Origin of the sequence: Kitasatospora misakiensis (assembly GCF_042656005.1) — a bacterium.
In the GTDB taxonomy this organism is placed as follows: domain Bacteria; phylum Actinomycetota; class Actinomycetes; order Streptomycetales; family Streptomycetaceae; genus Kitasatospora; species Kitasatospora misakiensis.
In genome coordinates, this window is record NZ_JBHSOF010000060.1 from 19,816 (window position 1) to 46,694 (window position 26,879).

12 protein-coding genes and 3 pseudogenes are annotated in these 26,879 nt (G+C 66.7%); 6 read left to right on the forward strand and 9 right to left on the reverse strand.

All coding sequences use genetic code 11. The features are described 5' to 3' along the window. Window positions 1-618 precede the first annotated feature (618 nt). The gene (locus ACFP3U_RS31885; protein ID WP_380229230.1) at window positions 619-2,484 is read right to left on the reverse strand and encodes a tetratricopeptide repeat protein; all 1,866 of its coding nucleotides are present in this window, start codon (window positions 2,482-2,484) and stop codon (window positions 619-621) included. A gap of 1,528 nt (window positions 2,485-4,012) precedes the next feature. Then, a pseudogene (locus ACFP3U_RS31890) lies at window positions 4,013-4,141 on the reverse strand (family 1 glycosylhydrolase); the annotation flags it as partial. On the opposite strand from ACFP3U_RS31890, the gene ACFP3U_RS31895 reads away from it, so the two are divergent. Next, window positions 4,106-4,348, forward strand: coding sequence for a hypothetical protein (locus ACFP3U_RS31895; protein ID WP_380229231.1), 243 nt, complete (start codon window positions 4,106-4,108; stop codon window positions 4,346-4,348). The pseudogene ACFP3U_RS31890 and the gene ACFP3U_RS31895 sit on opposite strands and share 36 nt — an antisense overlap. A 130-nt stretch (window positions 4,349-4,478) precedes the next feature. Here the strand turns inward: ACFP3U_RS31895 and ACFP3U_RS31900 are convergent, their stop codons facing one another. Beyond that, window positions 4,479-4,841, reverse strand: coding sequence for a family 1 glycosylhydrolase (locus tag ACFP3U_RS31900; protein WP_380229232.1), 363 nt, complete (start codon window positions 4,839-4,841; stop codon window positions 4,479-4,481). Between the two features lie 211 nt (window positions 4,842-5,052). Between ACFP3U_RS31900 and ACFP3U_RS31905 the strand changes: the two are divergent. From ACFP3U_RS31905 to ACFP3U_RS31915, 3 genes and pseudogenes are all read left to right on the forward strand, one after another. Then, window positions 5,053-5,214: pseudogene (locus ACFP3U_RS31905) on the forward strand (pirin family protein); the annotation flags it as partial. 173 nt (window positions 5,215-5,387) lie between these two features. Beyond that, window positions 5,388-5,738 (forward strand): trypco2 family protein, encoded by a 351-nt coding sequence (locus tag ACFP3U_RS31910; protein WP_380229233.1) that lies wholly within the window; start codon window positions 5,388-5,390, stop codon window positions 5,736-5,738. Then, complete coding sequence (locus ACFP3U_RS31915; protein ID WP_380229234.1) at window positions 5,735-8,908, forward strand: trypsin-like peptidase domain-containing protein; 3,174 nt, start codon at window positions 5,735-5,737, stop codon at window positions 8,906-8,908. Before ACFP3U_RS31910 ends, ACFP3U_RS31915 begins: the two co-directional genes overlap by 4 nt. A 950-nt stretch (window positions 8,909-9,858) precedes the next feature. On the opposite strand, the pseudogene ACFP3U_RS31920 reads toward ACFP3U_RS31915, so the two are convergent. After that, window positions 9,859-9,987 (reverse strand): annotated as a pseudogene (locus ACFP3U_RS31920) (family 1 glycosylhydrolase); the annotation flags it as partial. An 857-nt stretch (window positions 9,988-10,844) separates the two neighbouring features. Between ACFP3U_RS31920 and ACFP3U_RS31925 the strand changes: the two are divergent. After that, entirely contained in the window at window positions 10,845-15,659 is a 4,815-nt protein-coding gene (locus ACFP3U_RS31925) for a hypothetical protein (protein WP_380229235.1), read from the forward strand. A 443-nt stretch (window positions 15,660-16,102) separates the two neighbouring features. Here ACFP3U_RS31925 and ACFP3U_RS31930 read toward each other — a convergent pair whose 3' ends face one another. The 5 genes from ACFP3U_RS31930 to ACFP3U_RS31950 form a co-directional block, all read right to left on the reverse strand. Next, window positions 16,103-16,339 (reverse strand): hypothetical protein, encoded by a 237-nt coding sequence (locus ACFP3U_RS31930; protein ID WP_380229236.1) that lies wholly within the window; start codon window positions 16,337-16,339, stop codon window positions 16,103-16,105. A 1,813-nt stretch (window positions 16,340-18,152) separates the two neighbouring features. Continuing rightward, window positions 18,153-19,010, reverse strand: coding sequence for a type I-C CRISPR-associated protein Cas7/Csd2 (gene cas7c, locus ACFP3U_RS31935; RefSeq protein ID WP_380229237.1), 858 nt, complete (start codon window positions 19,008-19,010; stop codon window positions 18,153-18,155). 31 nt (window positions 19,011-19,041) lie between these two features. Beyond that, window positions 19,042-20,889 (reverse strand): type I-C CRISPR-associated protein Cas8c/Csd1, encoded by a 1,848-nt coding sequence (cas8c, locus tag ACFP3U_RS31940; RefSeq protein WP_380229238.1) that lies wholly within the window; start codon window positions 20,887-20,889, stop codon window positions 19,042-19,044. A gap of 2 nt (window positions 20,890-20,891) precedes the next feature. Continuing rightward, window positions 20,892-21,632: a type I-C CRISPR-associated protein Cas5c gene (gene cas5c, locus ACFP3U_RS31945; RefSeq protein WP_380229239.1), complete on the reverse strand. Its 741-nt coding sequence runs from the start codon at window positions 21,630-21,632 to the stop codon at window positions 20,892-20,894. A gap of 425 nt (window positions 21,633-22,057) precedes the next feature. Beyond that, the gene (locus ACFP3U_RS31950) at window positions 22,058-24,196 is read right to left on the reverse strand and encodes a CRISPR-associated endonuclease Cas3'' (protein WP_380229240.1); all 2,139 of its coding nucleotides are present in this window, start codon (window positions 24,194-24,196) and stop codon (window positions 22,058-22,060) included. Window positions 24,197-25,729: 1,533 nt separating this feature from the next. Between ACFP3U_RS31950 and ACFP3U_RS37150 the strand changes: the two genes are divergently transcribed. Beyond that, a protein-coding gene (locus ACFP3U_RS37150; protein ID WP_465261978.1) for an IS630 family transposase occupies window positions 25,730-26,808 on the forward strand; the annotation gives its coding sequence in 2 pieces (ribosomal slippage) (window positions 25,730-26,231 and window positions 26,231-26,808; 1,080 coding nt in all). The last annotated feature ends 71 nt before the right edge of the window (window positions 26,809-26,879 follow it).

The following is a 26,879-nucleotide window of genomic DNA, read 5'->3' on the forward strand; positions in this document are numbered from 1 at the left end:
AGCTGCGCCATCACCTGCTCGACCCGACCGCGCCACCTTCCGGCTGGTCGTCGCTCGGTGCCGCCGGACTCTCCGCCCACCGTCCTGCCACGGTCGACAACTCCCTCTCGGAATCCACCTCCCGCATCTCCACTCGCGCCATATCCGATGAACGGTGATCAGGGTCCGGCACCAGCCGTACGAGAGCCTGGCCGGGAGTCTCCACGACCTCCGACTTCCCGACCAGGCATCGAGTCCCGTCCCTACTGAGGGATGAACGTCAGCAGCCAGGCGACGAGCGCGCGGACGGCTCCAGCCATGGCACCGCTGACGGCACCACTGGCCAGTGCGTGGCGATTGCGCTGTGCAAAGGACCTTCTGATCCGCACGAGGACTCCCGAAGTAGCAGCGAACGTTGGATGGCCGGCCGGCACTGCCTTCGAAGATGAGCCATCAGGATCCGGGATCTACGGCTTGCGATGAGAGTCGATCTGACACCGAGTTCCGCCGGTTGACAGGCGTGCGATCGCTACCCATGGATCGATTGAGCGACGAGTTGAGACGAAAGGAGACACCGCACCGAAGCGGTCACACGCGCGGTCTGGCACACGACGGCGTCCGCGGGGGCGGAAGCTGCGATCACGCCCCTTGCCCGTCTCGGACCCCGGCGGCTCGGCGCGAAGACGGCGGCGGTGCTTTCCACGGTTCAGAAACGGATCCGTCCGGTTCCCAACCCCATCGTTTGAGAGCTTCGCCTTCCACGGTTCGTCCCGCCTCACTCAATGCCTCGACAGCATCGTGGAGCACAGGTCCTTCGCCCACCGCCGCCGCCTCCTGGTACCAAGCGAGCGCTTCCTCGAACCGACCCGCGCTTCGCAGGAACCCTGCCCCACGCTCCCGATAGCCGATGTTCCCGGCGTCTGCCGCGTGCCGGAACCACACAAGCGCTTCCCCCGTCTCGCCGCAGTCGTCCAGAAGCTCAGCGGCACGCACTGCTGCTTCGGTGACACCCGCCTCATAGAGGGACTTCAGCCAGGAAACGGCCGCCTCGAGTCCCTGCCCCTCCCACAGCAACTCCGCTCCTCTGCGAAGGGCGAGAGAGCTTCCCGCCCGGCTCTGGAGCCCCAGCTCCGCCAGTGCGGACGTGAGAGTGCCACGCCCAGCCAGCCCGCTGACCACCCGACTCAGGGCATGGACATCTCCTGCTTCGAACGCACGCCAGTACCACTCGATGGCTTCGTCGCTTCGCCCTTCCGCATCCAGCAAGTCGGCCAATTTGCGAGCCGACTTCACGTTGTTCGCTTCTGCGCCGGGCCGAACCCAGTCCATCGCCTCTCGGAGTCTGCCTTCTCGCTCCAACCAGTGCACAATCCACTCGAGCGCGTCACTGTTCCCTACACGTGCTGCGATCCGATACCAAGGGATCGCTTCCTCGACTCGACCTTCCACTCTCAGCAACAGACCCATGGTCAACGGCGCTCTCCGGTCTCCGACCGCAGCGCGGCGTTCCAACCAGGAGAGCGCGTCGTCGGTCCGTCCGGTCTTCCAAAGAATGTCGATCGCCATCCAGAGTGCCCCGCCTCTGACGTCTTCGAACGAGGAGCCGCGATCGTCTTCAGCGGCTACCGACGCACGCAACCAGGCCAGGGCCTCCTCCACCCTGCCTGCCTCACGCAGACGATTTGCCGCTTCTGTCTCCGCATCCCCGTCGCCGAGATCCCCCGCGCGACGAAACCAGTCAAGAGCTGCGTCACCTCTTCCGGCTTCCCAGAGCACTTCTGCTGTCAGCCTTACAGTCTCGACAGGAAGGTCGTCGCCCAACGTCAACAACCAGTCAAGGAGGTCGTCCAATCGTCCTTCGTGGCGGAAAGCTTCCAAAAGCTCGACGGGAATCGACAGCTCCTGCATCGTCGCAGCCCTCTGGAACCAGCTGAACGCCTCCTCAAGGAATTCTGCGTTGAGGAGGCGTTGGGCAACACGCCACGCAGCGTACGCATCGCCCCCGTCTCCACGAGATTTCAGCCACTCAGTCGCTTCCTGGCCTCGCCCTTCCAAATCCAACAGAAACTCAACCATGCCCAAGCTGAAGGAATCACCGGCTTCGGCTTCACGCTTGGCCCATTCGACCGCCTCTTCCTGACGGCCCAAATCCCGCAAAATGCGGATCATCCGCCCGGCGCCACCCATGTCCCAGAGTGAACTGACCAAATCGTCTGCCCTGGATTCCTCGGCCTTTGCGGCCCAGGGGAGCGCTTCCGCCGGCCGGCCTGCAAAATGCAGGATATCTGCCGCCAGTGCCGCCGAGAGGTGCTTGTCGGCCCGGTCGGCGCTCTCACAGAATCGAAAAGCAAGGCGCAGAAGGCCTCGCCCATAGGCTTCCCGTGCGATTCCAAGGCGCTCGGCCGGTTTCGCCTGTTCAAGGAGCCCATCCCACATCGCCGCAGGCACCCGAGCCGCCGACCGCGCCCTCCTACCTTGCTGCTCCAGGTAATCCGAGAGGCGCACTTGAGGTTCTGTTTCCATTGGCCGGCTTCGGCGAGGACGCATTACCGTGAGAACCCGGCAGGCTCCACGTAGAGGCTCTGTCACATAGGCAAGAGCCCTTGCAAACCAGTCATCCGCAAGCGAATCCCACTGCAGTTCAGTGAGGTAGCCCTCAGCCACAGTCTCCAATAGTCGGATCGGAAGCGCCGGGCCGTGGCCCAGACGACGCGCGTCCATAGCGGCTTCGATCAGAGCTCGCGCAGCGGGCGGGGCTGTCCTGTATCGCTCCTGCAGAGCGGGACCTCCGGCGAGATACTGGATGATCTCGCCGTCCTTCGCACTTTCTGCCGCGAGCACCAACCGCCCGTCGCCACTACACCTCGCCGCCTCGAGGCTCGCACCGTCGAAGGAATTAGGCACGCACAAGTCATTGCCCGTCAAAAGTGTACGTGACTGCGCATTCTTCCCTTCGTCTTCACCGCGACGGCCCGGCCAAGTCAGCTCACCCCATACCTCTGGCCAAGCCGTTCCAATGACAAGCACGGGCCCGCGATCCGGATCATCCAGCAGAGCTCGAAGCCCAGCAGCAATCCGCTCGTTCACGCTATTCGAGGGATTCAGCAGATATCTCTGAACCTCATTGAGCCATACTACAGTCCTACCACGGACGTCAGGAAGACCATTGAGGAGCCCTTCCGAATAGGTAGGCTCAATTGGATTCCATAGGCGCCAATCAGCAGGAAACCTTTGGATGGCCTCCCAGCACGCGCGTGTCTTCCCGGTCGACGAATCACCGACGAGCATGACCAGCCGGCTCCGCCCATTTACGACCTCCGAGACGATGCCAGCCAGGATCTCGTCATGCTTCCGAGGAACATAAGTCGGAAGTGGAGAGACTCCGGCCGCGTCGGCTCTGTCAACAGTGACCGCTCGATGGACCTCAAGCGCAAAGGGGTCCGTCCGGCTGATCATCTGACCCACCGGTCGATACAATGTGGCCTGAATCGACAGTCGGCGCAGTTGCCTCGCGAGACCGTCCCCTTCCAGGCCTGCCGCCCGCGCGAGGGCAACGACAATCGAGACGGCATCTGCTTGGCTGGCCGGCAACTCAGGTGAACTGATGCACCTGTGAATTGTGTCTCTGCTGGGCGCCCCGGGGAGGTCGCTGTCCGCAGCCACCATGGCCGCGATCTGGTCCAATGACGGCGCCCCTGCCTCCAGGTATACCTGGTAGAGCAGGTTCTTGAGATCTCCCAGCGGCCCTGGCGCCACCTGCGCCCGCTGGACCAGTCGCGGCCTCTTGGACGAGGCACTCCGCTTGTCGTGATTCACCGCACCAGACTGCCGCAACTCGTCGCGCCGTCACAGCTGAAGCATGGAGACCTCTCAACGGTCTGACGGTGACGCGCCGCCCTGACCGGGCACTCGACAAGCCGCTGTGGGGCAGCCAGCAAGGGTGGGGAGCGTCCGATGGTGACCGTCACTGCGGGAACGATCGAGGAAGAACTAGCCCGGGCTGCTCTGCAGGGAGGTTCGGCCAGTGCATCGCCTACTCCACAGAACGCACACGGTGGGCGGCGATCAGGTCGCGGTACCAGGTGTAGGAGGCCTTTGGGGTGCGCTTCTGGGTTTCGAAGTCGACGTGGACGAGGCCGAAGGGTTGGTGGTAGCCCTCGGCCCGTCGGACACCCTGTCATTCTATCCGTGGCGGTGCTCTGCCAGGTCAGCGGCCCGCAACAAGCTGGTACGGCCCGACCTCGCGCCGGGGCAGCCATTGGTCGAAGACTCGGCGGCGATCGTGGTCGCCGTGCCTGCCGGCCTGCGCTTCAGCAGTGGCCTGACCATCGGTGGCTCCTCGCGGCTCGCCGTCAGGGACGTCCTCTGATGGTGGCAACCCAGGCGTATAGGATCACCGCCGCCAAAGTTGAACGGCTGGCTGCAGGGCGGCGGGAAACGCGTGAACCAGTGCACGACCACGGCGAGACAGGCGGTCGCGCCTGTGGCAGGCCCCAGTGCTAGAGCGCGGGCAGTGGAGTGATGCCGGCCTCCAACAGCCCATCCACCAGACGCTCGTAGAAGTCGAGCCCGGCACCGTTGACCTCGCCCCGGCCTGCCGGCTGCACGCGCGACCAGGTGATCGGGAACCGGTACCCGTCGAGCCCCAGGTCGCGCATCAACCCCACGCCCTCGGGCCACCGGCGATAGGGGTCGCACGCCACCCGGCCGGTGTCGCCGCCCCTTACAGCGCCGGCCCGGTCGCAGAAGGTGTCCCGCATCGACCGGCCGCGGCTATCCTCGTCCATCCCGCCCTCGATCTGGTAGGCGGCGGTGGACACGCCCCAGCGGAATCCGGGCGGCGGGTCGCGACGGTCCGTCATGGATGAATCCCTTTAAACAACACGAGCCACAAATGCGAGCAGGGCTCATTTCAAGGCGAGCCGGCGGCCCAAATCCTGAGCCCGAGTGCCACATAGCCCGCAAGGGCCTGGCCCTCAGGGGCCGCCGCACTGATCACCCCACCCAGCCACACCGGCCACAGGTGCGCCATCGCAACCCCAGAACCAGAGCCACGATCATCAGATCGCCACGTGGTGGAACTTCATCGGCCGCACCAACGAGGAGATCGCCCAGACCCGCGCCGACTGGCAGTCCGGCACCCGCTTCGGCGAAGTCCATGGCTACGCCCGCGCCCGGCTGCCCGCCTCAGAGTGGCCGCTGACGCCACTGAAGCCGCAGGGCCACGAGCGCTGAGTTGGCGCCGGTAGCCGTGCGGTGGGCCGGGTCATGGGCGCGTCGGTGATGCTCGACGCGCCCCCACCGTGCTCCGGTGCGTTCGGCGGCGTTGTCCCGATCGCCCGTCCGTACCAGGAGCGATGTGATAGGAGTAGCGGTTGATGGCGGGCCGAACGGGGGAAGTCGGAGACATGCGCGATCCGTTGGAGAACGTGGAACTCACCGAGGCCGTACAAGGTCTGAGGGACCAGTTGATGGCCGCCGCGGACGCTGCGGACGGTCAGCGCATCAGGTTCGAGGTCGACGAGATCACGCTGGATTTCTCGGTCGAGCTGCGACGCGACGCGACGGCCAAGGCGGGGTTCAAGGCCTGGGTGGTCTCCGGCGACGCCCAGGTGGGGGTCGCGCAGAACGCTGTCCACAAGGTGTCCGTGAAGTTGAAGCCGAAGGATTCTGCCCTCGGCGGGCCGATGGAGATCGGCAATCAGGTCGCAGTCGACTTGGGTGACTTCGAGCATCCGTCCGGACTGTGCGGCGGATGAGCGTCCGGTCCGTCGAACGCGTCGCCATCGTCCAGGGAGCGCGGCAGGGCAGCGGCTTCCTGTTGAACTCCCGCCTGGTCCTCACCTCGGCGCACCTGTTCGACGGGGATGGCGGGGCCGCTCGCGTCGCTGTCCCCGGAGGGGCGGGGGCACGCAACTGCCGTCTCAGGTGGCGCCGTTACGACGAGGCGTGCGACGCGGCCCTGCTCGAAGCGGACGATGACCTGGTCAGGGACGTCACGACATGCCGGATCTCCGATGTCCGCTGGGGCCGGACGGTGGGCCTGGCCGCGTGGGAGAACTGCGAAGCCGTGGGGTACCCGCTCATTTCGCTGCGGGACGGGACGAGGCCGGACACTGAGCAGATCGTCGGCACGCTGAAGCCGGGGTCGTCGATCCTGCGCGGCCGCTACATTCTGGACAGCTCCCACACACCGCCGCCGACGGCCGGCACCCGCCGCGCATCGCCCTGGCAGGGGATGTCGGGTGCCGCGCTCTTCGCAGGAGAATTCCTGATCGGCGTGGTCTCCGGGGATCCGGGACAGTGGGCGCACGCACGGGTGGAAGCCGTTCCAATCTCGGTCGTGGTGGCCGATCCCGGGTTCCAGCGGGCCGTGCAGGCAGCCGCAGGGCTGCGGCCGGAAGTGGTGGAGATCGGCAGGTCGGCACCGCACGCGGTGCACGAGGCCGCCACCTATCGCGAAGGCGACTGGCTCCGGATCGTCGACGCCGACCCGATCTCCTTCGGAGTCCATCGCGCGCCGGACGCCGCCGGCCATCCGGAAGTGGTGCAGTACGTGCCACGCGACGTCGACGCCCAACTTGACGCCCGACTCGAAGCGCTGGCGGAGACCGGCGGCATGCTGCTCCTGACCGGGGATTCGGCGGCGGGCAAATCGCGGGCCCTGTTCGAAGGCATGGTCCGCAATCTCCCGGACCGGTCGGTCTGCAAGCCGGATCCCGATGCCGACCTGGCCTTGCTGCACTCCCCCTCCGGACGCGACTACGAGAGCGTCGTGTGGCTCGACGACCTGCATACCTACCTGCGGTCCGACGGGCTGACGCCGTCCCTGCTCGACCGGCTCGTCCGCCGAGGCACCGTCGTGCTCGCGACGCTGCGCACCGAGTTCTACGAGCACTACACGAATGAGGAGGACGGGCCGTCACTCTCGCAGGGCACCGGGCCGCGTCTGCCGTCCTCGCCGGGCAGGGTGATCCGTGCTGCGCACCATCTCACGCTGGACCGGATTTGGACCGACGAAGAGCGGCAGGCCGCGTCGACGCGCCAGGACCCGCGCGTCGTCGCGGCCTTGAGCGCCGACCGGGCGCACGGGGTGGCGGAGTACCTGGCGGCGGGGCCGCAGGTCCTCAAGCGGTGGAAAGCCGCGTCCCGGGTGCGGGGCAACCCCCGGGGGGCCGCACTCGTCGAGGCTGCGGTCGCCCTTGCCCGCACGGGTGTGGACAGTGCACTGCCACCGGATTCCCTGGAACGCCTCCACGAGTACTTCCTAGACCTGGCGGGCGGTCCGGCGCTGCGTCCGGAGGGCATGGCGGAGGCATGGAAGTGGGCGTCCCGCATCGTGCTGGGCGTCACCAGTCCCCTGGTGCCGGGCCGGGGCGGAACGTGGAAGCCGTTCGACTATCTGGTGTCCGATGCTGCGCGCCGGTCCCGTCCGAGCGAGCTCCCGGAACAGGTGTGGGAGGAGGCGCTGCGCGTCGTGGACGACACACGTCGGGTGCTGGTGTCGACCGTCGCCAAGGTGGCGGGCCGGCCGGAGGTGGCCAAGGAGGTACTCCGCCCTCTCGCAGAGGAGGACGATCCCGACGGCCTGATCGCTCTCGGGACGCTGCTGGCAGAGGAGAAGGACTATGACGGCGCCGCCCGCTGCTTCGAGCTTGCTGTCGCTCTGGGCGAATCCATCGGGGCACACAATATGGGTGCCGTCTCCTTCGCGCGGGGGGATCTGGAAGCGGCACGGGAGTGGTACAGGCGCGCGATCCAGGGTGGGGAGCGGATGTCGATCGGAGCCCTCGGCCTGGTCCACGAGAAACTGGGCGACCAGGCCGAGGCGGTGGCGCTCTGGAAGCGCGGTACCGAGGCCGGAGATCCCGGGAGTGCACTGCACTACTCGGACTGGCTGAGGTCGAAGTGGCAGTCGGACGAAGCCGTCGAAGCCCTGAGAGTTGCTGCCGACGGCAGGATCCCGCTCGCCGCCCTCTCGTACGCCGGCGTCCTTCTGCATAGAAAGGACCACGAGACGGCGAATGCCTATGTGTCGCGTGCCTACGCCGCAGCGGTCGAGCAGGGGGAGTTGGGTGATCCGATCGGCTGTCTGATGGCCGGTGTGACGGCGTACTCCTTCGGCGACGTCCTGCTGGGGAAGAAATGGTGGAGCCGGGCGCGGAAACGTGGCTGTCCCTCGGACTGGGTGGTCCTGGAGGCAGAGGAGAGCTCGTCCGGACTGCGGCACCTGGCTTTCAGCCAGGTCTGCCTGGACAGACTCGGAGAGGAGGAAGCCCGTTCGCTCATGCAGTTGCTCTGGGCCGGCGACTGCCAGGACTGCGGTTACCCTCTGGGCGACGGTGTTCCTGCGCTCTATGTGGACGACACCTTCATAGCGGCCAACGCGCGGCTGTTCCACTTCGGACTGTGCCGGTATCCGCACTGGAACGAGTCAGCCCTGACCCAGATAGCCAAAGACGCGGGCATGAGCTGGACAGCGTTCACCGCCGGAGTGCCCATGGGGGAGGGATTCGGCTCGCTTTGCGTTCCCGCCCTCGTGGTCAACCCGTCCTTCGAGGTCGCGCAGTTGGTCCGCAGCGAGGACCGCTGGACGGCCACGGCGGCGTACGGGCCCCGGTCGGCCAACGCCCAGGTGCTCAACCTGCGACCGTTGTGGTCCGGGCTGCCGCCCAAGTCCTCCGACGGGCGCGCCTGGGCACTCACCGGCCCCGGCGAGGCCGCGGTGGCAGTGTTCGGGGAGGTCTGGAGCGCTCCGGCAACCGAGGCGTTCATCGCGCTGGTGGAGCAGTACGGCGGAATGCTGCTCATCACGGCGAGCACCGTCGGGCCCGAGTCCGAGGCCTCGGTGGATGTCCTGGCGAATGTCCTGCAGGCCTGGGACTCGATGACGAGGTGGGTCCCCTTGGAGCCTGGGGCTCCGGCGTAGGCCGTTCCCTGCGGATCATTCGATTGTTGGTTGATGCTCAGTAGGCACGGGCAGAGCCGTTGTTGCCGTACTCTGCGCCTCGGCGGGGGCGGACGGTGGCGTGATCATCGGGAGGTGATCGACGCGATCGTGTTCAAGTACCGGACCGGGACGCCGTAAACAGACCTGCCGAAGCGGTCGGGGTCGTGGAAGGGCGTCCACAACCGGCCATGGAGGTCGGCACTGGACGGTACGTGGGAGCGCGCGCTCACCGCGCTGCTCGCGCTGGCCGAAGCCGAGGGCGACTTGGACCGCGTGGTCGCGGTCGACTCGACGATCGTGCGCGCACCAGCACGCCGCCGGGGCCGAGTGGACCCTCACGCGGCAGCGCCCGCTCACCCAGACCGACTGGCTGCTGCCCATTGCCGACGCCCCGCAGCACGAGATCGACCGCCGCTTCTACGCCATCGTCACCGACGTAGTCGGCGCCCCGACCGAACTGGTCGACGAGCACGGCGCCGTGGCCTGGCAGCAGCGCACCGCGCTGTGCGGCCACCCGCTGCCTAACGCGGTCGAGAGCATCGACTGCCCGCTGTGCCTCCCCGGGCAGTTCCACGACGCCGAGACCGGCCCGCACTGCAACGTCTTCCGGTACTACGACCCGGCCACCGCCCACTCTCTCAGCCCCGACCCGCTGGGCCTCGATCCGGACCTGATCGACCTGTACCACGCGATGCCAGCAGCGTCGAGCAGAGACAAGCCAACAACTGGGCCAACACGGCGATCACGCCTGGCTTCAAGGCCTCTGCAAAATCCGATTCAGCTCAAACCGCCGGTGATGGCCTTCTCAACAATCGAACACCCTGTCTTCACACCCTATGGCCGAGCGCGGCCACCTGCCCGCGCTCGACCAGCGCACTCATCAACCTGGAACCGGTACCGACATGTGCCACGGCCGTCATCGATCTCAACTACCCGGCCCGATAGAGCCGGTGAATAGAAATCAGGTTGCGGTACCAGGCATAGGAGGCGCGAGGGGTGCGCTGCTGGGTCTCGAAGTCGACGTGGACGAGGCCGAAGCGCTGGTGGTAGCCCTCGGCCCGTCGAACAGGCTGTCGCTATAGTTTGGCCCCCAAATACAAGCCGCAAGGACGGACCAACTCTCGCAACTGGGATACGAGGGCCGGGACCATCGACCTGCCGAGTCCACTCGGGCTCCGTACGTCCCGTGGTGGCTACTGCAACGTCGGTGCTGGGCCGAACTGGCCCTGATCTCGGTGGCCGCCACCTACCATCTACTCGGCGTCTCGACCAGGCGGATGGAGAAGCTCGCCGGAAGCCTGGGCGTCGCCTAGCTGTCGATGTCCCCAGTCTCGGAGATGGCCAGGTACCTGGACGAGCGAGTCGCCGAGTTCCGTCACCGCCCGCTCGACCAGGGCCCGACACGTTTCCCTGGGTCGACGAGCTCATCCAGAGGTTTCGTCGGGACGACCGGTCCACCGACGTCCACCGCCTGGTCGCGGTCGGCGTCAGCAACGAAGGTCATGCGAGGCTGGGTCTGGACGTCGCCGCCTGCCAGGGGGTGCCAGCTGGCTCGTCTTCCTAAGATCCTTGGTCGCCTGCGCCTGGACGGCATCAAGCTCGACGTGTCGCTGCCGCATCCACCCGATCGAGAGTAAAACTCTCAACGAGACCCCACCACCGCACTCACTCAAAGTCTGGAAATGGATCACTGAGTGGCCGTCAATACGCCACTCCAGCGGACGCGACCGGGTGTGACAGCGGTCAGTGGCAGATGCTAGGCAGGCCGTAGCAGCCACCTCTCCACCAGAACACTGCGCGACGAGCTGCCTCGGATATCGTCATGGCGTGACGGCACACTGCCAATGCCGATTCTCTGGTCACCGGTTCGCCGATTCACCCCGCAACACCAGCGGCTGGCGTACGATTTGTGGGCATGAGCAATGCCTCCGATCATGAGGACGCCGCCCGTCGGGAGCGGCGATCATCCTTGCGCCAGAGCGCGGACAAGATCATTCAGAGCGAGTTGGGCACGACCGTGTCCATCACGTATTTGCAGGAGCTCAACGACGGCTACACCGATGCACTTGTCGCTCGCTGTGACTTCATGGGCGCCGAACCCGGTGGACTGGACGGCCAGTTCATCGTGAAGGTGTCCGCCGATGGCAAGCACCGCCAGCATGAAGCCCACGACAACTTCGTCACGGCGCTGGGCAAGTTCGCCGCCACGCACGTGCCTGGGTTACGGCTCTCGGCCGACGGTGACGGCCTGCGTGTCGACGTCTACGAGATTGCCGGCGGCAGCCTACGCAACGTGGGGGCCGCCGAAGTGGCCCACAGCCCCAGGCTCCTCGCCGCTTGTCACAAGGTAAGCGCCGAACTACTCGAAGCCCAGCTGAACGGGTGTGCAGGGGCGCGCATGCCAGCTGGGCGGACTCTGGAAGCTTGGCTGGGTAAGGACTTCCTCCGGTCGAGGCGGGGGGAGGCGCTGCGGCAGACCCGCGAAGCAGCCGGGATCACTGGCAGCACGTTCGTGTTCCACGGTGAGGTCTTACCCGACCCTATCTCCGTGCTGGAGCACGAGAACGACATGACCCGCCGCGCAGACCTGGTCCTGATGGGCTTCAACCACGGCGATCTTCACCTCCGCAACATCCTTCTGGACGCCACGAGGAGCTACCGAGACTCATACTGGTTGATCGACGTCAACTGGGACCAACAGACACCTCTGCTCTACGACCAGGCCTACCTGGAGACGGCTGCCCTCATCAGCATGCAGTCCCGGCTCCGCCTGCCGGTCTCGCTCGCGGTGCTCCAGGAGTGCGACGGTCTTCCCAGCACAGCCGGCCTTGAATGGCAAGGGCTGGTTAGCGCCGTTCGCGCCGTACGAGACGGGACGCAGGCCACGATCGATCGACTCCAGCCCGGCCGCGTGGATTCACTGACCCACCAATACCTACTGGCCCGTCTCGGCGCCGCGCTGAACTACGCGGCCAAGAGCATGCCCGAGAGGGACCGCGTCACGGCGTACCAGCTCGCCGGCTGGATCACCCACAACCTCCTCAAGGAATACCATCCCGAACTTCGGGAACACGTACTCGAGCAGGCCCAGTCCCCGCGCTCTCCCCAACACGGCATATCGGCCCCGGCGACACCTACGGACCTCGCAGCGCTGACAGAACGGCTCACGCCCTTCCTAGCAGCGGCGCACAGCGGATTCGACCGTATCCTGATCGTCGAGGACGGCGTCAGTCATCCCGATCTCGTCCACTTGCTCGCGTCGGTATGGACAGTGGTCGTTGACCTTAACCCGGAGAGCGAACGACACGGCCTGGCAGGGCACTTCGAACCCGAGACCGCCGAGCGGCAGACCGTGATGTTCGGCCTGCACGAGGCGCCGTCCTCCGGCCGCAATGCCGTCATGTGGATCATGGCGGGAGGCTGGGAAAGCCGAGGCGAGACGACTCCTGCGGACTTTCGGGCCTGGCGGCGGTCTCATCAACCGATCGTGCAGCGCGTCCTTGATCGACTCAACGGGGCAAGCGTGAACCGAGCGGCCGCCGTTCTCTGCATCTCCTCCGGCAGTGAAATGGACCAGCGTTCGGAGCGGATCGTCGAGGACACCGAAGTCCGCTATGAACAGACTGAGCTAGTCCACGTAACCGGTGGCAGCGGCGAGTTCCAGGCAATGCTGGACGCCTTCGGAAAGTCACGGGCGATCCCTCGGACCGGCCGGCTGGCCACCATGCCGGGAAAGGACGGTCCCGTCTCGTTCGACCAGGACCAACTAGTGCGGTTGGCAGCTGATCTGGTTGTGCTTCACTCCCAGACTCTCGTCGACCAATTGGGCGAGGAACCCGTCGACGAGTTCTGGCGCGGCCGCCCGGCCAGTTGGGTGGACCTGGACGCAGGCCTGGACGTGCCGCGCGATAGCCAACTCGTAATCACCGGAGCTGTCAGCCGGGTGCTCAAGAAGCATGGCTCGGCCACCTTCGAGATCTTCCATAGCCCGGGGGCGGGAGGAACGACACTGGCTCGGCGGATCGCCTGGGACTTACACCGCGATCACCCCGTGGTTCTCCTTCACCACTACAGCCAGCAGACTGTCGAGCGCATCGACGATATCTACCGAGCCACCAAGGAGTCCGTCCTGGTGGTGGTGGAAAGCGCCACCCTCGAACAGAGCGAGCGCGAAGACCTCTACTACAAACTACACGAACGCAATACTCCAGCTGTCCTTATTTGGGTGACTCGGGGCAACCGGCCCAGGGAAGGCTCCAGCGGATCAGCTCCGGACAACAGTAGGAGCGAAAACAAATTCTACCTCAAAGACCCCTTGTCCGCACAGGAGGCGGCGGACTTCCGGGCGGTCTTCGGAGCCCGGGCTCGTTCCCCCCGGGCAAGAGCGGCCGTGGAGCTCCTCATCCCGGGCTCGGTTCCAGCGCAGCACCTGTCTCCGTTCTATTTCGGCCTCTCCGCCTTCGAGGAGGACTTCGAGGGAACCCGTCGCTACGTAGACGCTCACGTGGCTCATTTCAGCGACCTTCAGCGCCACGTCGCCAGCTACCTGTCGCTCGTGACCCGGTTCACACAGAACGGGCTTCCCTACTTCCTCGTCCGACGCTGGCTCACTGGAGCCTGGGGAGGGCAGGCCGCCTCCGCCACGGCGTATCAGGCGGACCTCAGGTCGACACTCGGAGAGGACCTCCGCCACCTCGTCGTCGAGAATGACGAGGAAGTGCGGATCCTGCACCCATCGGTAGCGGAGAAGGTCCTAGAGGCTACCCTGGATTCCGACCACACAGACAGCTCCTGGGAGTTCCTGCTGGCCAACACGGCCATAGAGTTCATCGCCCAAGTATCCGGTCACCTCGGTCCCGACAACGAGTGGACGAAGGATATCCTCCAGGATCTGTTCATTCGGCGCGACAAGTGGTCGGGGCCCTCCGCGAACTCGCAGCGCTTCGCCGAGTTCATTCACGAGTTCAAGAACAAGGATCAGGCGTACCGGGTACTAGAAGAGCTCACGCGCCGATGCCCGAGCGAGCCGCACTTCTGGCTTCACTTGGGACGCTTCCACCTCTCTATACGAGGCCACCTTGACGGCAAGGCTGAGACGTTCATCAAAAAGGCGATCGAGCTGTCGGACGAATTGGATCCGGTTCCGTTCCACTCGTTGGCAATGCTGCACCGCGAGTGGGCGAGGGATGAACTTTCCACGATCAGCAGTAATTCCGGTCGGGAGACCGAGGCCATCGGTCTCATCCAGGACCGGTATTCCGAAGCGCTCCAGGTCTTCGGAAGGGCTCGGCAGCTCAACAGCATCGACGAACACAACTACGTCACGCCCGTCCAGATGATCGTCACTGTCCTGAACAACCTTCGCCGCATCTCACGCCACAAGAACCTGATCGACCTGATCCGAGCCGGGGGCCCGGCGGCAGACTGGGCAAGCGAGCAACTGAGCATCGCCGAACTTCTTCTCGACGAGTGTGAACTGGCGCGACCCGACCATCAGGACAGTTCCTATCTCAGCTCGTGCAAGGTGAGCCTCGACGACCTGCACGGCGGAGTGCAGAGCCTCGTCAGTGCGTGGCGCGAGTTGATCGTCGCATCACGGAGCCACTCGCGGGTCGCTCTCGTACTGGCGAGAGCACTGCTCCGCGAGCGCGGCGACGACTGGCGGGAGACCTCCCCGGAGGTGTTCCGAACTGCAGTGGAGTTCTACGACGCCGCCTTCGATGAAACGGGCGACCTCTCCGAACATGACCTACAGCTGTGGTTCCGGTGCTACCGCCGGATTCCCGAGTACGACGAGCTTGCTGCCCTCGACCGCTTCTCCGTCATCGCGTCATCCCGGCCCAGCCCGGTCTGCCGCTACTACCTGTACGTCCTGCGCTTCATGCGCTGGCTCAATGGCGACGAACTGAAACAGGATGCGGTGGATCACCACCTGGCGGAGGCCAAGCAGCTGATGCAAGGACGCCGCAAGGCGTTCAGCTACGAGTGGGTCGCGAATGAAGGTTCTGATCAGGATAGGCACGGGGAGCCTCGCCTCGCTCACTTCTCAGATCTCGGGGAGCGCCGCCCAACGACCTACGACTGGGAGAACTCCGAAAGCGTGTGCCGACGGGTCCGGGGCGTCGTCAGGAAGATCGAGGGCCAGCAGGCAGGGTGGCTCGCAGTCGAAGACGGGGACATCGAGGCATTCTTCGTACCCAGGGAGGACTTCCTCAAGCACAGGGACATCAACAAGGTCGTCGAGTTCGACCTCGGTTTCGCGCAAGACGGACTGCGGGCATGGCGCGTGGAGGTGGCCGAGGAAGCCCGGCTCCTACGGCGGCCTGACGCAGAGATCCGAACGATCAAGGTCACGCCCCCTCCCTTGCCTTCGCAGATGGCCCTTGCCAAACGGAGCAGCAACGCTCTGGCCCATCAGGCTGTCGCCGTTTCCCCGGACATCCATGAGAGAGCCCTCACAGTCGCAGCCAGAGACGAGCCCGCGGCCTATCGGCTGGTGATCGACCATTTGGTCTCGAACGCGCCCGGATCTACGCCCGTCACCTCCCTGCATCTCGGTGTCCTCCTCAAGAAGACGTTCGGGGATGCAAGCTATGCACGCGTGCTGTCAGGCAGGAAGTTGCGAGCGTTCGTTGAAGGCTTCGGCTTCCGTACGACTCCGGCGGCGCACGGGCAATTCGTGGTGACGCTCGGCGACATCGCGCCTAAGACACCAGAGGCTGGCACGTAGCGTCGACGGGTCGAGGTCCCTTCGTCGAGGAGTACGCTCCACGCGACGAAGGGAGCTCGCCGTCATCCACCCCCATCCGCCTCGCCAAGATCCGCAGCCCTGGTGGGATACAGGTACTCACCAGACCTCCGTCGTGACACGCCAACTCGAGCTGGCACCGAGATCCGGATCAGCGGCCCCCGCCGATTCCGCCGCGATGACTCATCCCATGCCTCAAGCCCTTGGCGCCCCCGTTGTCGCGGCTAGGGGCTACCAATAGTCGATCGCCACTCGCACCTCGGGATCCAACTCGACCCCGCACCGGGAGTGCAATCCTCGGCTGTCCCACAGGGCGACCGCCACCCGTCCGGCCGGCCGTGATCACTGACGTCCGCTACCCCCTGCAATCCTCGCCCCCGAAGGGCGACCGCCACTCCGCAAGAACACCGACGGCAAGCCCGGCGTCAAGGGGTTGCGGTGCTCGGCCGCCCCGAAGGGCGACCGCCACCCCAGGCTTCGCCGGTGTCGGCGATCGGGTCGTAGGGGTTGCGATCCTCGGCCGCCCCGGAAGGCGACGCCACGACGTGCCGTGCCAGCCCACGCACCGCAGTTCCCAGTTGCGATCCTCGGCCGCCCCAAAGGGCGACCACCACCGCGGCATTCGCATCCGCGCGGGTCTGCGTGCCGATGTTGCGATCCACGGCCACCCAGAAGAGCCACCGCCACCACCTGCGCGCCCGTCAGACGCTTGCGAAGGCCGTCGTTGCGATCCTCGGACACCCCGGAGAGCGATCGCCACACCGGACTCGCCCGGGCGGGGCAGTTCGTTCCAGTCGTTGCGATCCTCGACCTCCTCGAAGGGTGACCGCTACCTCGGGGGCCTGCACGTACGCTTCGATGTCATCGACGTTGCGATCCTCGGCCACCCCGGGGGACGACCGCCACTCTGCAGCGGATCGAGGACGTTGCGCTCGATCGTCTGATTGCGATCCTTGGCCGCCCCGGAGTGCGACCACCAGCATGTCGCGCACGCTCGCGAACCCGGGCGTGAACGGGTTGCGATCCTCGGCCGCCACGAAGCGCGACCGCCACGACGATGGTGCGGTCGAGGTCGCGGGCCCACGGGATGTTGCGATCCTCGGCCGCCCCGAAAGGCTACCGCCGCTCCCCCGGTCCGTACGGCAGAGCACCACGTTGGCAGCGTTGCGATCTTCAGCCACGCTCCGCTGGAGATTCTCGAGCCACAGTACGCGGTCCTTGGCGTTCCGATCCTCGGCTTCCCCGGAAGACGACCGCTACGGTGTGGCTGCTCGCGTCGCCGTTCCTGACGACGAGGTTGCACCCGTCAGCCACACCGAAGGGCGACCACCATCCCCGGCTTGATCCAAGTCGCGGCCGCCAGCGTGAACGTTGCCATCCTCGGCCAGCCCCGAGGGTGACCGCCACGACCTGCGCATCCGTCAGACGCTGGCGCAAGCCGTCGTTGCGATCCTCGGCCGTCAGGAAAACGACCGCCGCGATGTGCGGACCGGCGGCCCGGACGCCCGCCTCGGCATTGCGATCCTCAGCCGCCCCGGAGGACGACCACCACCTAGGAGAGGTTCGGCCGGCCGCCGTTGGACCTGCACGGCCGCCCCAGAGCGCAGCCGCCGCTGCTCCCGTTCGGAGAAGAGGGCCGTGGGCAAGCGATTGCCCCGCCACGAAGGGCAGCCGCTTCCAGCGACGTGATTCTCTTCGATGACGCGCAGGACATGTTGCGATCCTCGACCGCCCGGGAGGACGACCGCCGCTCCTAGACGGCCCGACACACGCACGCGTCGTCATCGGGTTGCGATCCTCAGCCGCCGGTGAAGGCGCCCCGGAACATGCACAGGTCACGCTCCATCTCCTTGAAGTTGCGATCCTCGGCCGCCTTAAGGGCAACCGCCAACTCGATCTACTCGCCGGCCCTCCCCATCAAGATCGAGCTACGGGCAGTACCTCACAGGAAGGGCACCGCCAAGCCATGCATCACAGGCAGCCACGACCTGATTGAAATAGTTGCGATCCTCGGCCGCCCCGAAGGGCAACCGCCATAGGTGCTATGCAGTTGCTGAATGGTGCCGTACTACTGGTTGCGATCCTCGGCCACCCCGAAGAGCGACCGCAACACGAGGCACTCGCCCGGTACGGCGCAATGATGGAGTAGTTTCGATCCTCAGCCGCCATGGAGGACGACCGCCACGCTGCCGGCGTCGGAGCCGATCAGGTCGTGGCCGGCGTTGCGGCCCTCGACCGCTCTGGAGAGCGACACCATCAGTCGGCCGTCCTACTCGGCCAGCGTCAACAGTTTGTTTCGATCCTCGGCCGCCCCAAAGGCGACCTCCACCCTTCCCGGGCACGGACGGTCAGCGGTACCCCAAAGTTGCGATCCTCGGCCACCCGGAAGGGGGACGGCCACGTGACGAGGCGAGAAGCAGTTCACTGTTGAGTTCTCAAGCTGCGAGGCGGTTGCCTGGGTGGTGCGGGGGGTGGTCAGTCCACCAACGCAGTGAGGGTGACTCCTTCCGGGACGTCCGTGTCGGCTGTGACCTTGTAGTCGGAGTACGAGCGTGCTGCGGTGTGGCCGAGCGGGGTGACGTGCACGCGATCGAGGAGCTTGTGGGCGGGGGTTTGGCCGTAGGCGTTGGCGTGGCTGAAGACCCAGAGGCCGCGGAGTGCCATGGAGGCGCGGGCGGCGGCGCGGTCGTGTTCCAGCATCATCTCGAAGGCCTGCCAAAGGGCCTGGAGGTCTTCGCTGGTGACGCCGGTCTTGGCGGCGAGCGGGGCCGAGAAGTGGCCGGCGCCTCGGTAGAGGCCGTAGGGGACGATGTTCTTGGTGCCCATCTCGGTCTGCTTGGTGGCCAGGTCCTCGACTCGGGTCGGGGTGACGCGGGTGATGGGGACTTCGATCGTGGTGACGGGGTCGATGGACCTGCTGAACGTGAGCTGCAGGGGGCCCTGGACGCGGCCGGCGGTCCGGTCGCGGTTCTTCCCGGTGGTCATGACGGCGCCCATCATGCGGACGTCGTAGAAGGTCTGGCACATCCAGCCGCGGGCTTCAGACTCGTTGGCGGCGCCGCCGGTGTCGTAGGCGCGCTCGTGCTGGGCGTTGAGAGCGACGCCGGCTTCCACGTAGATGTCGTAGCCGGGGCGGCCGGCGTTCAGGAGGGCGACGGTGTTGCGGATCTTCCGCTTGAGGGCGACGTCGGTGACGTAGCCCTGCATGGTGATGGGGTCGGTACGGGGGGCGCCGCCGTTGTCGGGGTCGCCGTTGGGGTTGCCGTCGACGATGTCGAAGAGGAACACGAAGTCGTGCTTGCGCGCGGGGTCGAGGTGGGCGGCGATCGTCATGGTGGGTTCTCGCTTTCCGGTAAACGGGTGGTCAGGCGGTTTCGGCATCGGCCGGGGCAGCTTCGATGACGTCCGAGACGTCGAAGAGCGCACCGGCCCCGGCAGGCTGGGGCTCGGCCGGCCCGGCGGCCTGCTCCTTGGCAGCCTTGTAGGCGAGTGCGGCAGTGATGTCGGCCGCGCGCTGGTGCTCGTAGCCGAGGACGAAACGGCCCTGTTCGGGGACAGTGAGCAGAAGGGGGACGTCGTTGAGGTGTTGGTAGATGTCGCGCATGCGGGCTTCGAGGGCGTTGGCAGTGGGCTGGTTGCGGCGGCGAATGATGCGGAGGTGGTTTTCGGCACCGGCGCGGAGGTTGGCGAGGACCGTGGCGGGGCTGCTCATGGCGGTACCGAAGTATTTGTCGGTGATGGTGGTGTTGACGGTGCGTCCGGTGTCTTTGGCGGCGCGGCGTTGGACGGCGGCGAGGGTGGCGAAGAGGCGGCCGCACATGTAGGCGGGGTCGTTGGCGTCGGGGTCGAGGCCGGACATGCCGTGCTCCTGGGAGTGGTGGCGGGTGAGGGCGAGGCGTAGGAGGGCGGTGCGGGGGCCGTCGATGCGGCGGTCGGCGCGGATGCGGGTGAGGAGCCGGGGGAGCATCCAGGCGGGGGGTGGTGTGCCGTGGAGGGCGCTGTGGAGGAGTGCTTCGTCGAGGCCTTCGGGGACGGACTTGGGGTGGTATTTCTTCTCGGCTTTGACCCATCGGGCGCAGGCGAGGGTGAGTCGCCAGATCGGGTAGGCCTGGTAGCGCGGGTCGGTGTCCGGGTCCGGGTACTTCTGGGTGGTGTGGGGTGACCAGGGGTCGAGGTATCGGTGGTCGCGGAACCAGCGGCCGAGGCAGTCTTCGATGACGGGCAGGGGGACGTCGATCCAGTCGCACACGACGACGCGTGAGGAGTTGGCGCCGAGGGTGGCGGAGTAGAACTTGTTGACGTCGGCGGAGTATTCGGTGGTCCCGGTGCCCGGTTTGAAGATCTTCCCGATGAGGTTGGCGATGTCCTCGGGCTGTGGGTCGTCCAGGTTGCCGAAGTGGTTGCGTTTGACGGGTTCGCGGGTCCACCAGACCGTCACCGCGGTGTCGGCGCGCCTGCGGTGTTTCGGGTCCGCGAGGAGTTCGCCCAGTGAGGTGGTGGCGGCCGTCCCGCACCTCTCGCACAGGGGCGTGGCGGCGAGTCCGGCGGTGACGCCGGCGCGGCCTTGCGCGGCGGTGTTCACGCTGACGAGTTGGGTGCTCTTGGCCTGCTTGGCGGGGATGGCGCCCATGGCGATCGAGATCGGCACGGTGGCGAGCAGCGAGCGTTCGTGTCCGCAGACGAGGCACAGGCCGGTGTTGCCAGCTCCTTTGGAGTCGCTGACCCTGTCCGCCCAGAACTGGAGGGCGCTCGGGTGCTGGTGGGCCCACTGGCCGTCGATGCTGATGGCGACCAGGTCACCGGCGGCCATGTCGGCCGGCAGGTCGATGGTGGTGTCGAGGAAGCGGACGACGGCCTCGGCGGTGGGGTCGCCGGGGTTGGCGACTGCCCACTGGCGGGCGAGGTCGGCGAAGGCCGTGCGGCATTTCGCCGCCCGGGCGGCGTCCTTGTCCTTGACCTCTCCGGTCTTGGGGTCGGCCTTCGGTACGCCGAAGACGTACTGGGCGTTGTCGGCGAGCAGGCACGGGGCGATGGCGACCGTGCGGGTGGAGGTCGGCACGGCCAGGCGGAGCGCGGGCTGGCCCTTGGGTACGCGCAGGTCCTGGATCTCCGTGTGGTCGCCGTCGAGGAACACGGCCCATTTGATCGTCGCCGGTTTCGTGTAGGAGTGTTCCTGGTGGGCGACGCGTTCGGTGAGGCGTTGCAGCAGCATGGTCAGGCTCCGGTTCGCCAGGAGCCGGCGGGCATGTGGACCTCGTCGTCGCCCAGGGGGCGCCGCGGAACGTGGAGCACGCCGTTGTCCAGGCGGGCGCGGAACCAGTGGTAGGTCTCCTGGCCGCGGTCGCCGTACCTGATCGAGTGCAGCATCACGCCGAGCTCCTCCGTGCGCTCGATGGGGCCGGCCTTCGTGTCGGTGGGGCTGCCGGGCCATGATCCGCGGGGGCCGAAGCCCGCGGAGAACTCCCGGCAGCCGAGGAAGGGCTGCGAGAAGCACCCGCCGCGCTCGGTGCGGCGCCGCAGCTGCTCCCTGTACTTGGCGGCCGGCGCCTTGGCGCTGCGGGTCGGAATGATCTGGGTGTTCACCCGGTAGGCGACGTCGCGCAGCGCCACGGTGTTGCGCTGGTCCCGGTCCTGCTCGACGTCGTAGCGCTCCCTGTGGTCCGCGCGCAGGGCCTTGATGCGGGGTGCGGTGATGACGGACTTGACCTCGTTGCGTCGGACGTTGATCCAGTCGATCGGGGTGAGGACCTCGATCGACTGGATGACGTACTGCATCTCCGGCTTCCAGAAGATGGCGCTGAGCGCTCCGACGGCCGCGGAGGGCGTCATGACGGGGTAGCTGACCCGTTCGACTTTCAGTTCGGGTCGCGTGAAGCAGGCCAGTGGTCCCCACAGCTCGACGGTCACCGGCGGCTCCGGCCAGTGCGTCTGGGCATGGCTCGGCAAGGAAATCACCCTCTCCAGGGCAATGTGACGATGTGTCAGACACGGACCGTAGCACCACGAGCACTCCCATGAAGCTGCTTCCCGAGAGGGCTTGACAGCCTCAGCGGCACCGTGACGCCCACGGCCCATGTCGTTGCCGAATGTGTATCAGGGGTCACTGACAATGACGCCCCCGCCGGCAAGCCGACGGGGGCGCGAACGTGCTGACAGACACCAGCACGCCTGTGTTTCGATCCTCGCCACCCCTCCGAGGAGGCGGCGCCACGGTCCGGGAGCCTACCCAACACGCCCGTTCCGACCCGACTGTCCCCGCCGGACCGCAGTCAGGCCTCCGCACGCTCAGGGCGAGGAGGCGCAGGGAGTCCCTCACGACGTGGCCAGCCGACTCGCTTCCGGGCGAGAGTGGTCGGGGCCGGCAGCCGCCCGGGGCACCGTTACCGATTCGGCGGCTCGATGCCACGCTGTGGATGGTAGGGCCCGACCCACTCGACGAGGTCGTCGACGATGAGCTTCGCGTGGCCGGCTGCCAGCGCGGTCTCCGCCTCGGCCTTGGGGATGCCGGCGATGTGGGGCTGCAGGCCGCGCGGGGTCGCGGGTCCGCAGGGCTGGCCTGTGCGGAGCATGTCGATGGCGGCACGGGCCGCGGCTTGTTCCTCGGGTTTCAGCTCGGGCCGGACGTGGACGACGCTCGCTGTGCTTTCGCCGATCATGACGAACTGCTCTGCCACGGCCGGGAAGTCGAGTTGCCGTCGCAGGTCTTCGATTGGGTTTCCGAGGTTGGCGAGGCCCTGGAGCCGGTATCGGGTCCTGGAGTAGTGGGCGAGTGCGGTGAGGTTGTCCGGGTCGGCCTTGTCGGGGCCGTCGCCGAAGCGGTTGTTGGCGATGCCGAGCGAGAGCCTGTACGACGGGTCCGGGATCCTGCCGCTGTCGTGGGCCTTGAAGACGACGACCGTCCCGCGGTGCAAGTGGCCCTCGCGGTTGCAGCGGCCGGCCGCTTGCTGGAGGTTCTCCGGTGGGGCCCAGGCGCGGAAGACGATCGGGAAGTCGAGGTCGACGCCGGCCTCGATCAGCGACGTCGACACGACCCGGACACGCTGCTCGGCCGCCAGGAGCGTGCGGATCTCCTCGATCGTCTCCCGGCGGTGTCCCGAGGTCATGCGGGTGGACAGGTGCAGGGCGCCCGCGGGCAGCTGTTGGTGGACGGCGTTTGCGTCGCGGGTGGTGGAGACGACCATCAGCATCTGCTCGTGCCGGGAAGCTTCGCCGGCCATGGCGGCCAGTGTGGTGTCCTCTCGCCACTCGTAGCGGACGCGTTCGAGAGCCGAGAAGAGCAGCGCGGGGTCGGGAATGACGTGCCGGTGGCTCGTGCCGTCGATGCTGCTGAATTCGGGCTGGGTCGCGGATGACAACAGCACCGTCGTGCCGAACCGCTCGGTCAGACCCCTCAGTGCCGACAGGATGGGAACCAGCAGCCGGTCCGGCAGCGCCTGGACCTCGTCCAGGACGATCACCGCAGCGGCAAGCCGGTGGAGCCTGCGCATCCTCGACGGCGAACGGCTGAAGAGCGACTCGAACAGCTGCACCGTGGTCGTGATCACGAACGGCGCGTCCCAGTTCTCCGCCGCCAGGCGGGCCCAGCCCGCGCGGTCGAGATCGACGGAGGAGTGGTGTTCGAGGACATCCCGCTCGCCGAGCATCCTTCGGTAGACGGAGGCGTTCTGCTCAGTGATGCTGATGAACGGCACCGCGACGATGATCCGCCGCTGACCGTTGCGCGCGGCGTGGCGCAGCCCGAACCCAGCCCCGGCCAGTGTCTTCCCCCCGCCGGTCGGAACGTGCAGCCGGTAGATCCCCTGCTCACCGTCCGCCGCGGCGATGGCCTGCTCGTAGATGTCCGTGCGGATCTCGTCGATCCCCGACGGCTTCCGGCCTGCGAGCATGGCCTTCCGAGCGTCCTCGAACCGCTCGGCAAGGGCAGCCATGTCCGCGTCGGGCCGGACATGCGGCGAGCGGCCGCGAAAGTGCGCGTGGGTATCCAGGTGGTCCGCGTCGATGACACAGCTGAACAGCATCCGGACCATCAGGTCGACATCAGATAGGCCGTTGTCGCCGTCGGGGTTTGACAGCCAATCCGGCACCGCGATCCCCGCAGACTCGATCTCGGGAACGTCCGCCGCGACTCGGCGAATCGCCTCGTCCACAACGCCAGGCCGCGCGCGCAACTCCCTCAGCAAAGCACGTATCTCACTCCCGGACCGCAAGCCTCCGTGGTGCCCCTCCACGACCCCGGCAAGAGGCCAGGGCAAATACTGCGCAGCGAGACGGACTCCCGCCCGCTTGTGATCGATCCCGACCTTCGCTCCGGTATCGGCAACCTTCGCCAGTTGGTCCTGCCACGCACAGGCGCCCTTGCCGACATCGTGAACGAGCGCCAAGTACCCTGCCATGGCAGCCATTCCGAACGCCGCACCGAACCGAGCAGCCAGTTCAGCCGATCCACAGAGATGATCACCCAGCAGATGCCACTGGCCAGCACCATTGGGCGAGTGGGCATAGAGAGGCTTGTCACGCATGACCCATAAGGCTACCCATCCGATACGACACAGGAGTTACGAATGCGACCAGGTCCCCGTATCAGGTCGCTACACAAGCGCAAACCACCCAGAGGGGAATGACAATCCTCGTGTCGGCGACCGCCTCCGGTGATGCGTTCGCCCCAGAGAGAGACAGCCACACGCTGTCGCTGGCTTCAATCTCGTCTCCGCTCCAGCGTTGCAGCCCTTGGTCACCCCGGAGGGCGGCCGCCATGTGGAGACCTCCAGGCTGGATACCCACAGAGCGTCGTTGCGATCCTCGGCCGCCGGGGAGGGCGACCGCCACTGTGCACACGGTTGCGGGCCAGCTGGCCGTTGGCCAGGTTGCGATCCTCGGTCATCCCGGAGGGCGGCCGCCACTGCTCGACGGCATCTACGACCACGCGTCGCTGATGGAGTTGCGATCCTCGGCCGCCTCAGAGGGCAACCGCCACCCCGACGACGTCCCCGGAGAACACCGTGACCAGCCGTTGCGATCCTCGGCGCCCCGAAGAAGGACCACCACAAGTCGCCTAGGCTGAGCGGTCGCTGTCGGACGCGCAGTTGCGATCCTCGGTCGCCCCGGAGGGCGACCGCCACTGTCCGGCCAACTGCTCATTCGGCTTGAGCATGCGCTTGCGACCCTCGGCCACCCCGGAGGATAACCGCCGCCCTACATCGCTGTTGACTGGCGCCGTCCGCGCGACTGGTTGCGATCCTCGGCCGCTTCGACGGGCGACCGCCACTTGGTACTGCCGACGCCATCGCCACCTTCTTCAACATGCTGCGACCCTCAGCGATCCGAAAGGGCGACCGCCACCAGGGTCTCGACGGTGTCGCTGCCCAGGTCCTCGTAGTTGCTGTCCTCGGCCACCCGGGCGGGCAACCGCCACCAAGAACGGTCTTGCTGGTCTCGATGGACGTAAACTTGTTGCGATCCTCGGCCGCCTGAATGGGGACGACCGCCACGCTGGTGCCGGCGGTCCACTGGCCGCCGATCGCGTCGTTGCGATCCTCGGCCGTTCCGTAGAACGCCTGCCACGCGCTCCCACAGCAGCATGTTGTTGTAGATCTCATTGCGACCGTGAGCCACCTCGACGGTGACCGCCACATGGATCCGCCGCGGCTGCGCGGTTGAGTACCTGCCGTTGCGATCCCCGACCGTCCCGGAGTCCGGTCGCCGCATAGTCATCGCGACCGCTGGGGGCGGCGACAGGCGAGGGAGAGGTATGGAGGAGTCAAGCAGCGCCGTGGCGCCCGTATTGGCGCACAGTCTAAACATATCAACCTGGTGTCACACCGTGGAGAGCCACCAGTCGAACTCAGCCTCGCTGACGCAGCAGCTTTCCCCATGCCCGTCCGGAGATGTGCACTTAAGCGTGCCAAACGGAACTCGCTATTCGTGCAACAGAGCGCACCTCACGCGGACACTCAACCATCAGCTCGGACTCCCCGCTACTGACATCGGCTCGTCAGGGTGAACTCTCTCGAAGTCCCTGATTGGTGCGGTGTGGTGGCTGTATCCGGTGGTGGGTGAGATATGCGGATGGGGGCAGGCTGACCGCCACAGGTCATGAGCGCCGGGAGTCGGTGCGGATGCAGGCCGCCGAGCTGTTCGAGCGGAGAGTCAAGCCGCAGGAGGTCGCACGGCGGCTGCGAGTGAGCCCGAAGTCGGCCTACCAGTGGCACCGGTTGTGGCAGGAGGGCGGGGCCCAAGCGCTGGCCTCTCGCGGCCCGAGCGGGTCGCGGTGCCGTCTGTCACCGCGCTGCCTGGAGAAGCTGGCCGCGTATCTGGAGGAGGGTCCGACCGTGCACGGCTGGCTGGAGGATCAGGTGTGGACCGCGGCAAGGGTGGCCACGCTGATCGGCCGGAAGTTCCACGTCTCCTACAGCGTCTCGGGCGCCACGAGGCTGATGCATCGGCTCGGCTTCAGCCCACAGGTCCCCGCACGGCGGGTGGCCGAGCGGGACGCCCAGGCCGTCACCGTGTGGAAGGAGGCGACCTGGGCGGAGGTAAAAGAGCGCGGGCGGCCTGCGGGGGCTACATCTACTTCGAGGACGAGGCAGGCTTCACCCGCCGTCCGCCCAGAGGACGCACCTGGGGCCGGCGAGGCCGCACCCCGGTCGTGACGGTCAGCGGCCGCCGATCGGGACTCCTGTCCGTGGCCGGGCTGATCGCCGTGCGCCCCGGCGCCCGCACCCGGCTGTGCCACCGCCTGATCACGCACCCCGCAGGCAAGGGCCAGCGCCGCAGCATGGGCGAGCGCGACTTCATCGCCCTGATCGACGGTGTCCACCAGCTGGTCAAGGCACCGATCGTGCTGGTCTGGGACCGTCTGAACACCCACGTCTCCCGCACCATGGACGAGTTGATCGCCCAGCGCACCTGGCTGACGGTCTTCCTCCTCCCCGCCTACTCACCCGACTTCAACCCCGTCGAATGGGTCTGGGCACACGTCAAACGCAGCCTCGCCAACCTCGCCGTCATGGCCCTCGACCGACTCGAAGCCCTCGTACGCAACCGGCTCAAACGCCTGCAGTACCGACCCGACACCCTCGACGGCTTCATAGCCGGCACCGGCCTGAGCCTCGACATCCCGACATCACCCTGACGAGCCGAGGTCAGTATAGGTTTGGCCCTGTCATCAGCGCGGCCCGCCGGGCTTCCCACCAGGGACATGCC

Bases quoted from the DNA above. Each gene is read 5' to 3' on its own strand.
- ACFP3U_RS31900 (WP_380229232.1), bottom strand. From the start codon at position 4,841: ATGACGGACCGTCGCGACCCGCCGCCCGGATTCCGCTGGGGCGTGTCC.
- ACFP3U_RS31910 (WP_380229233.1), top strand. From the start codon at position 5,388: ATGCGCGATCCGTTGGAGAACGTGGAACTCACCGAGGCCGTACAAGGT.
- ACFP3U_RS31915 (WP_380229234.1), top strand. From the start codon at position 5,735: ATGAGCGTCCGGTCCGTCGAACGCGTCGCCATCGTCCAGGGAGCGCGG.
- ACFP3U_RS31925 (WP_380229235.1), top strand. From the start codon at position 10,845: ATGAGCAATGCCTCCGATCATGAGGACGCCGCCCGTCGGGAGCGGCGA.
- cas7c (WP_380229237.1), bottom strand. From the start codon at position 19,010: ATGACGATCGCCGCCCACCTCGACCCCGCGCGCAAGCACGACTTCGTG.
- cas8c (WP_380229238.1), bottom strand. From the start codon at position 20,889: ATGCTGCTGCAACGCCTCACCGAACGCGTCGCCCACCAGGAACACTCC.
- ACFP3U_RS31950 (WP_380229240.1), bottom strand. From the start codon at position 24,196: ATGCGTGACAAGCCTCTCTATGCCCACTCGCCCAATGGTGCTGGCCAG.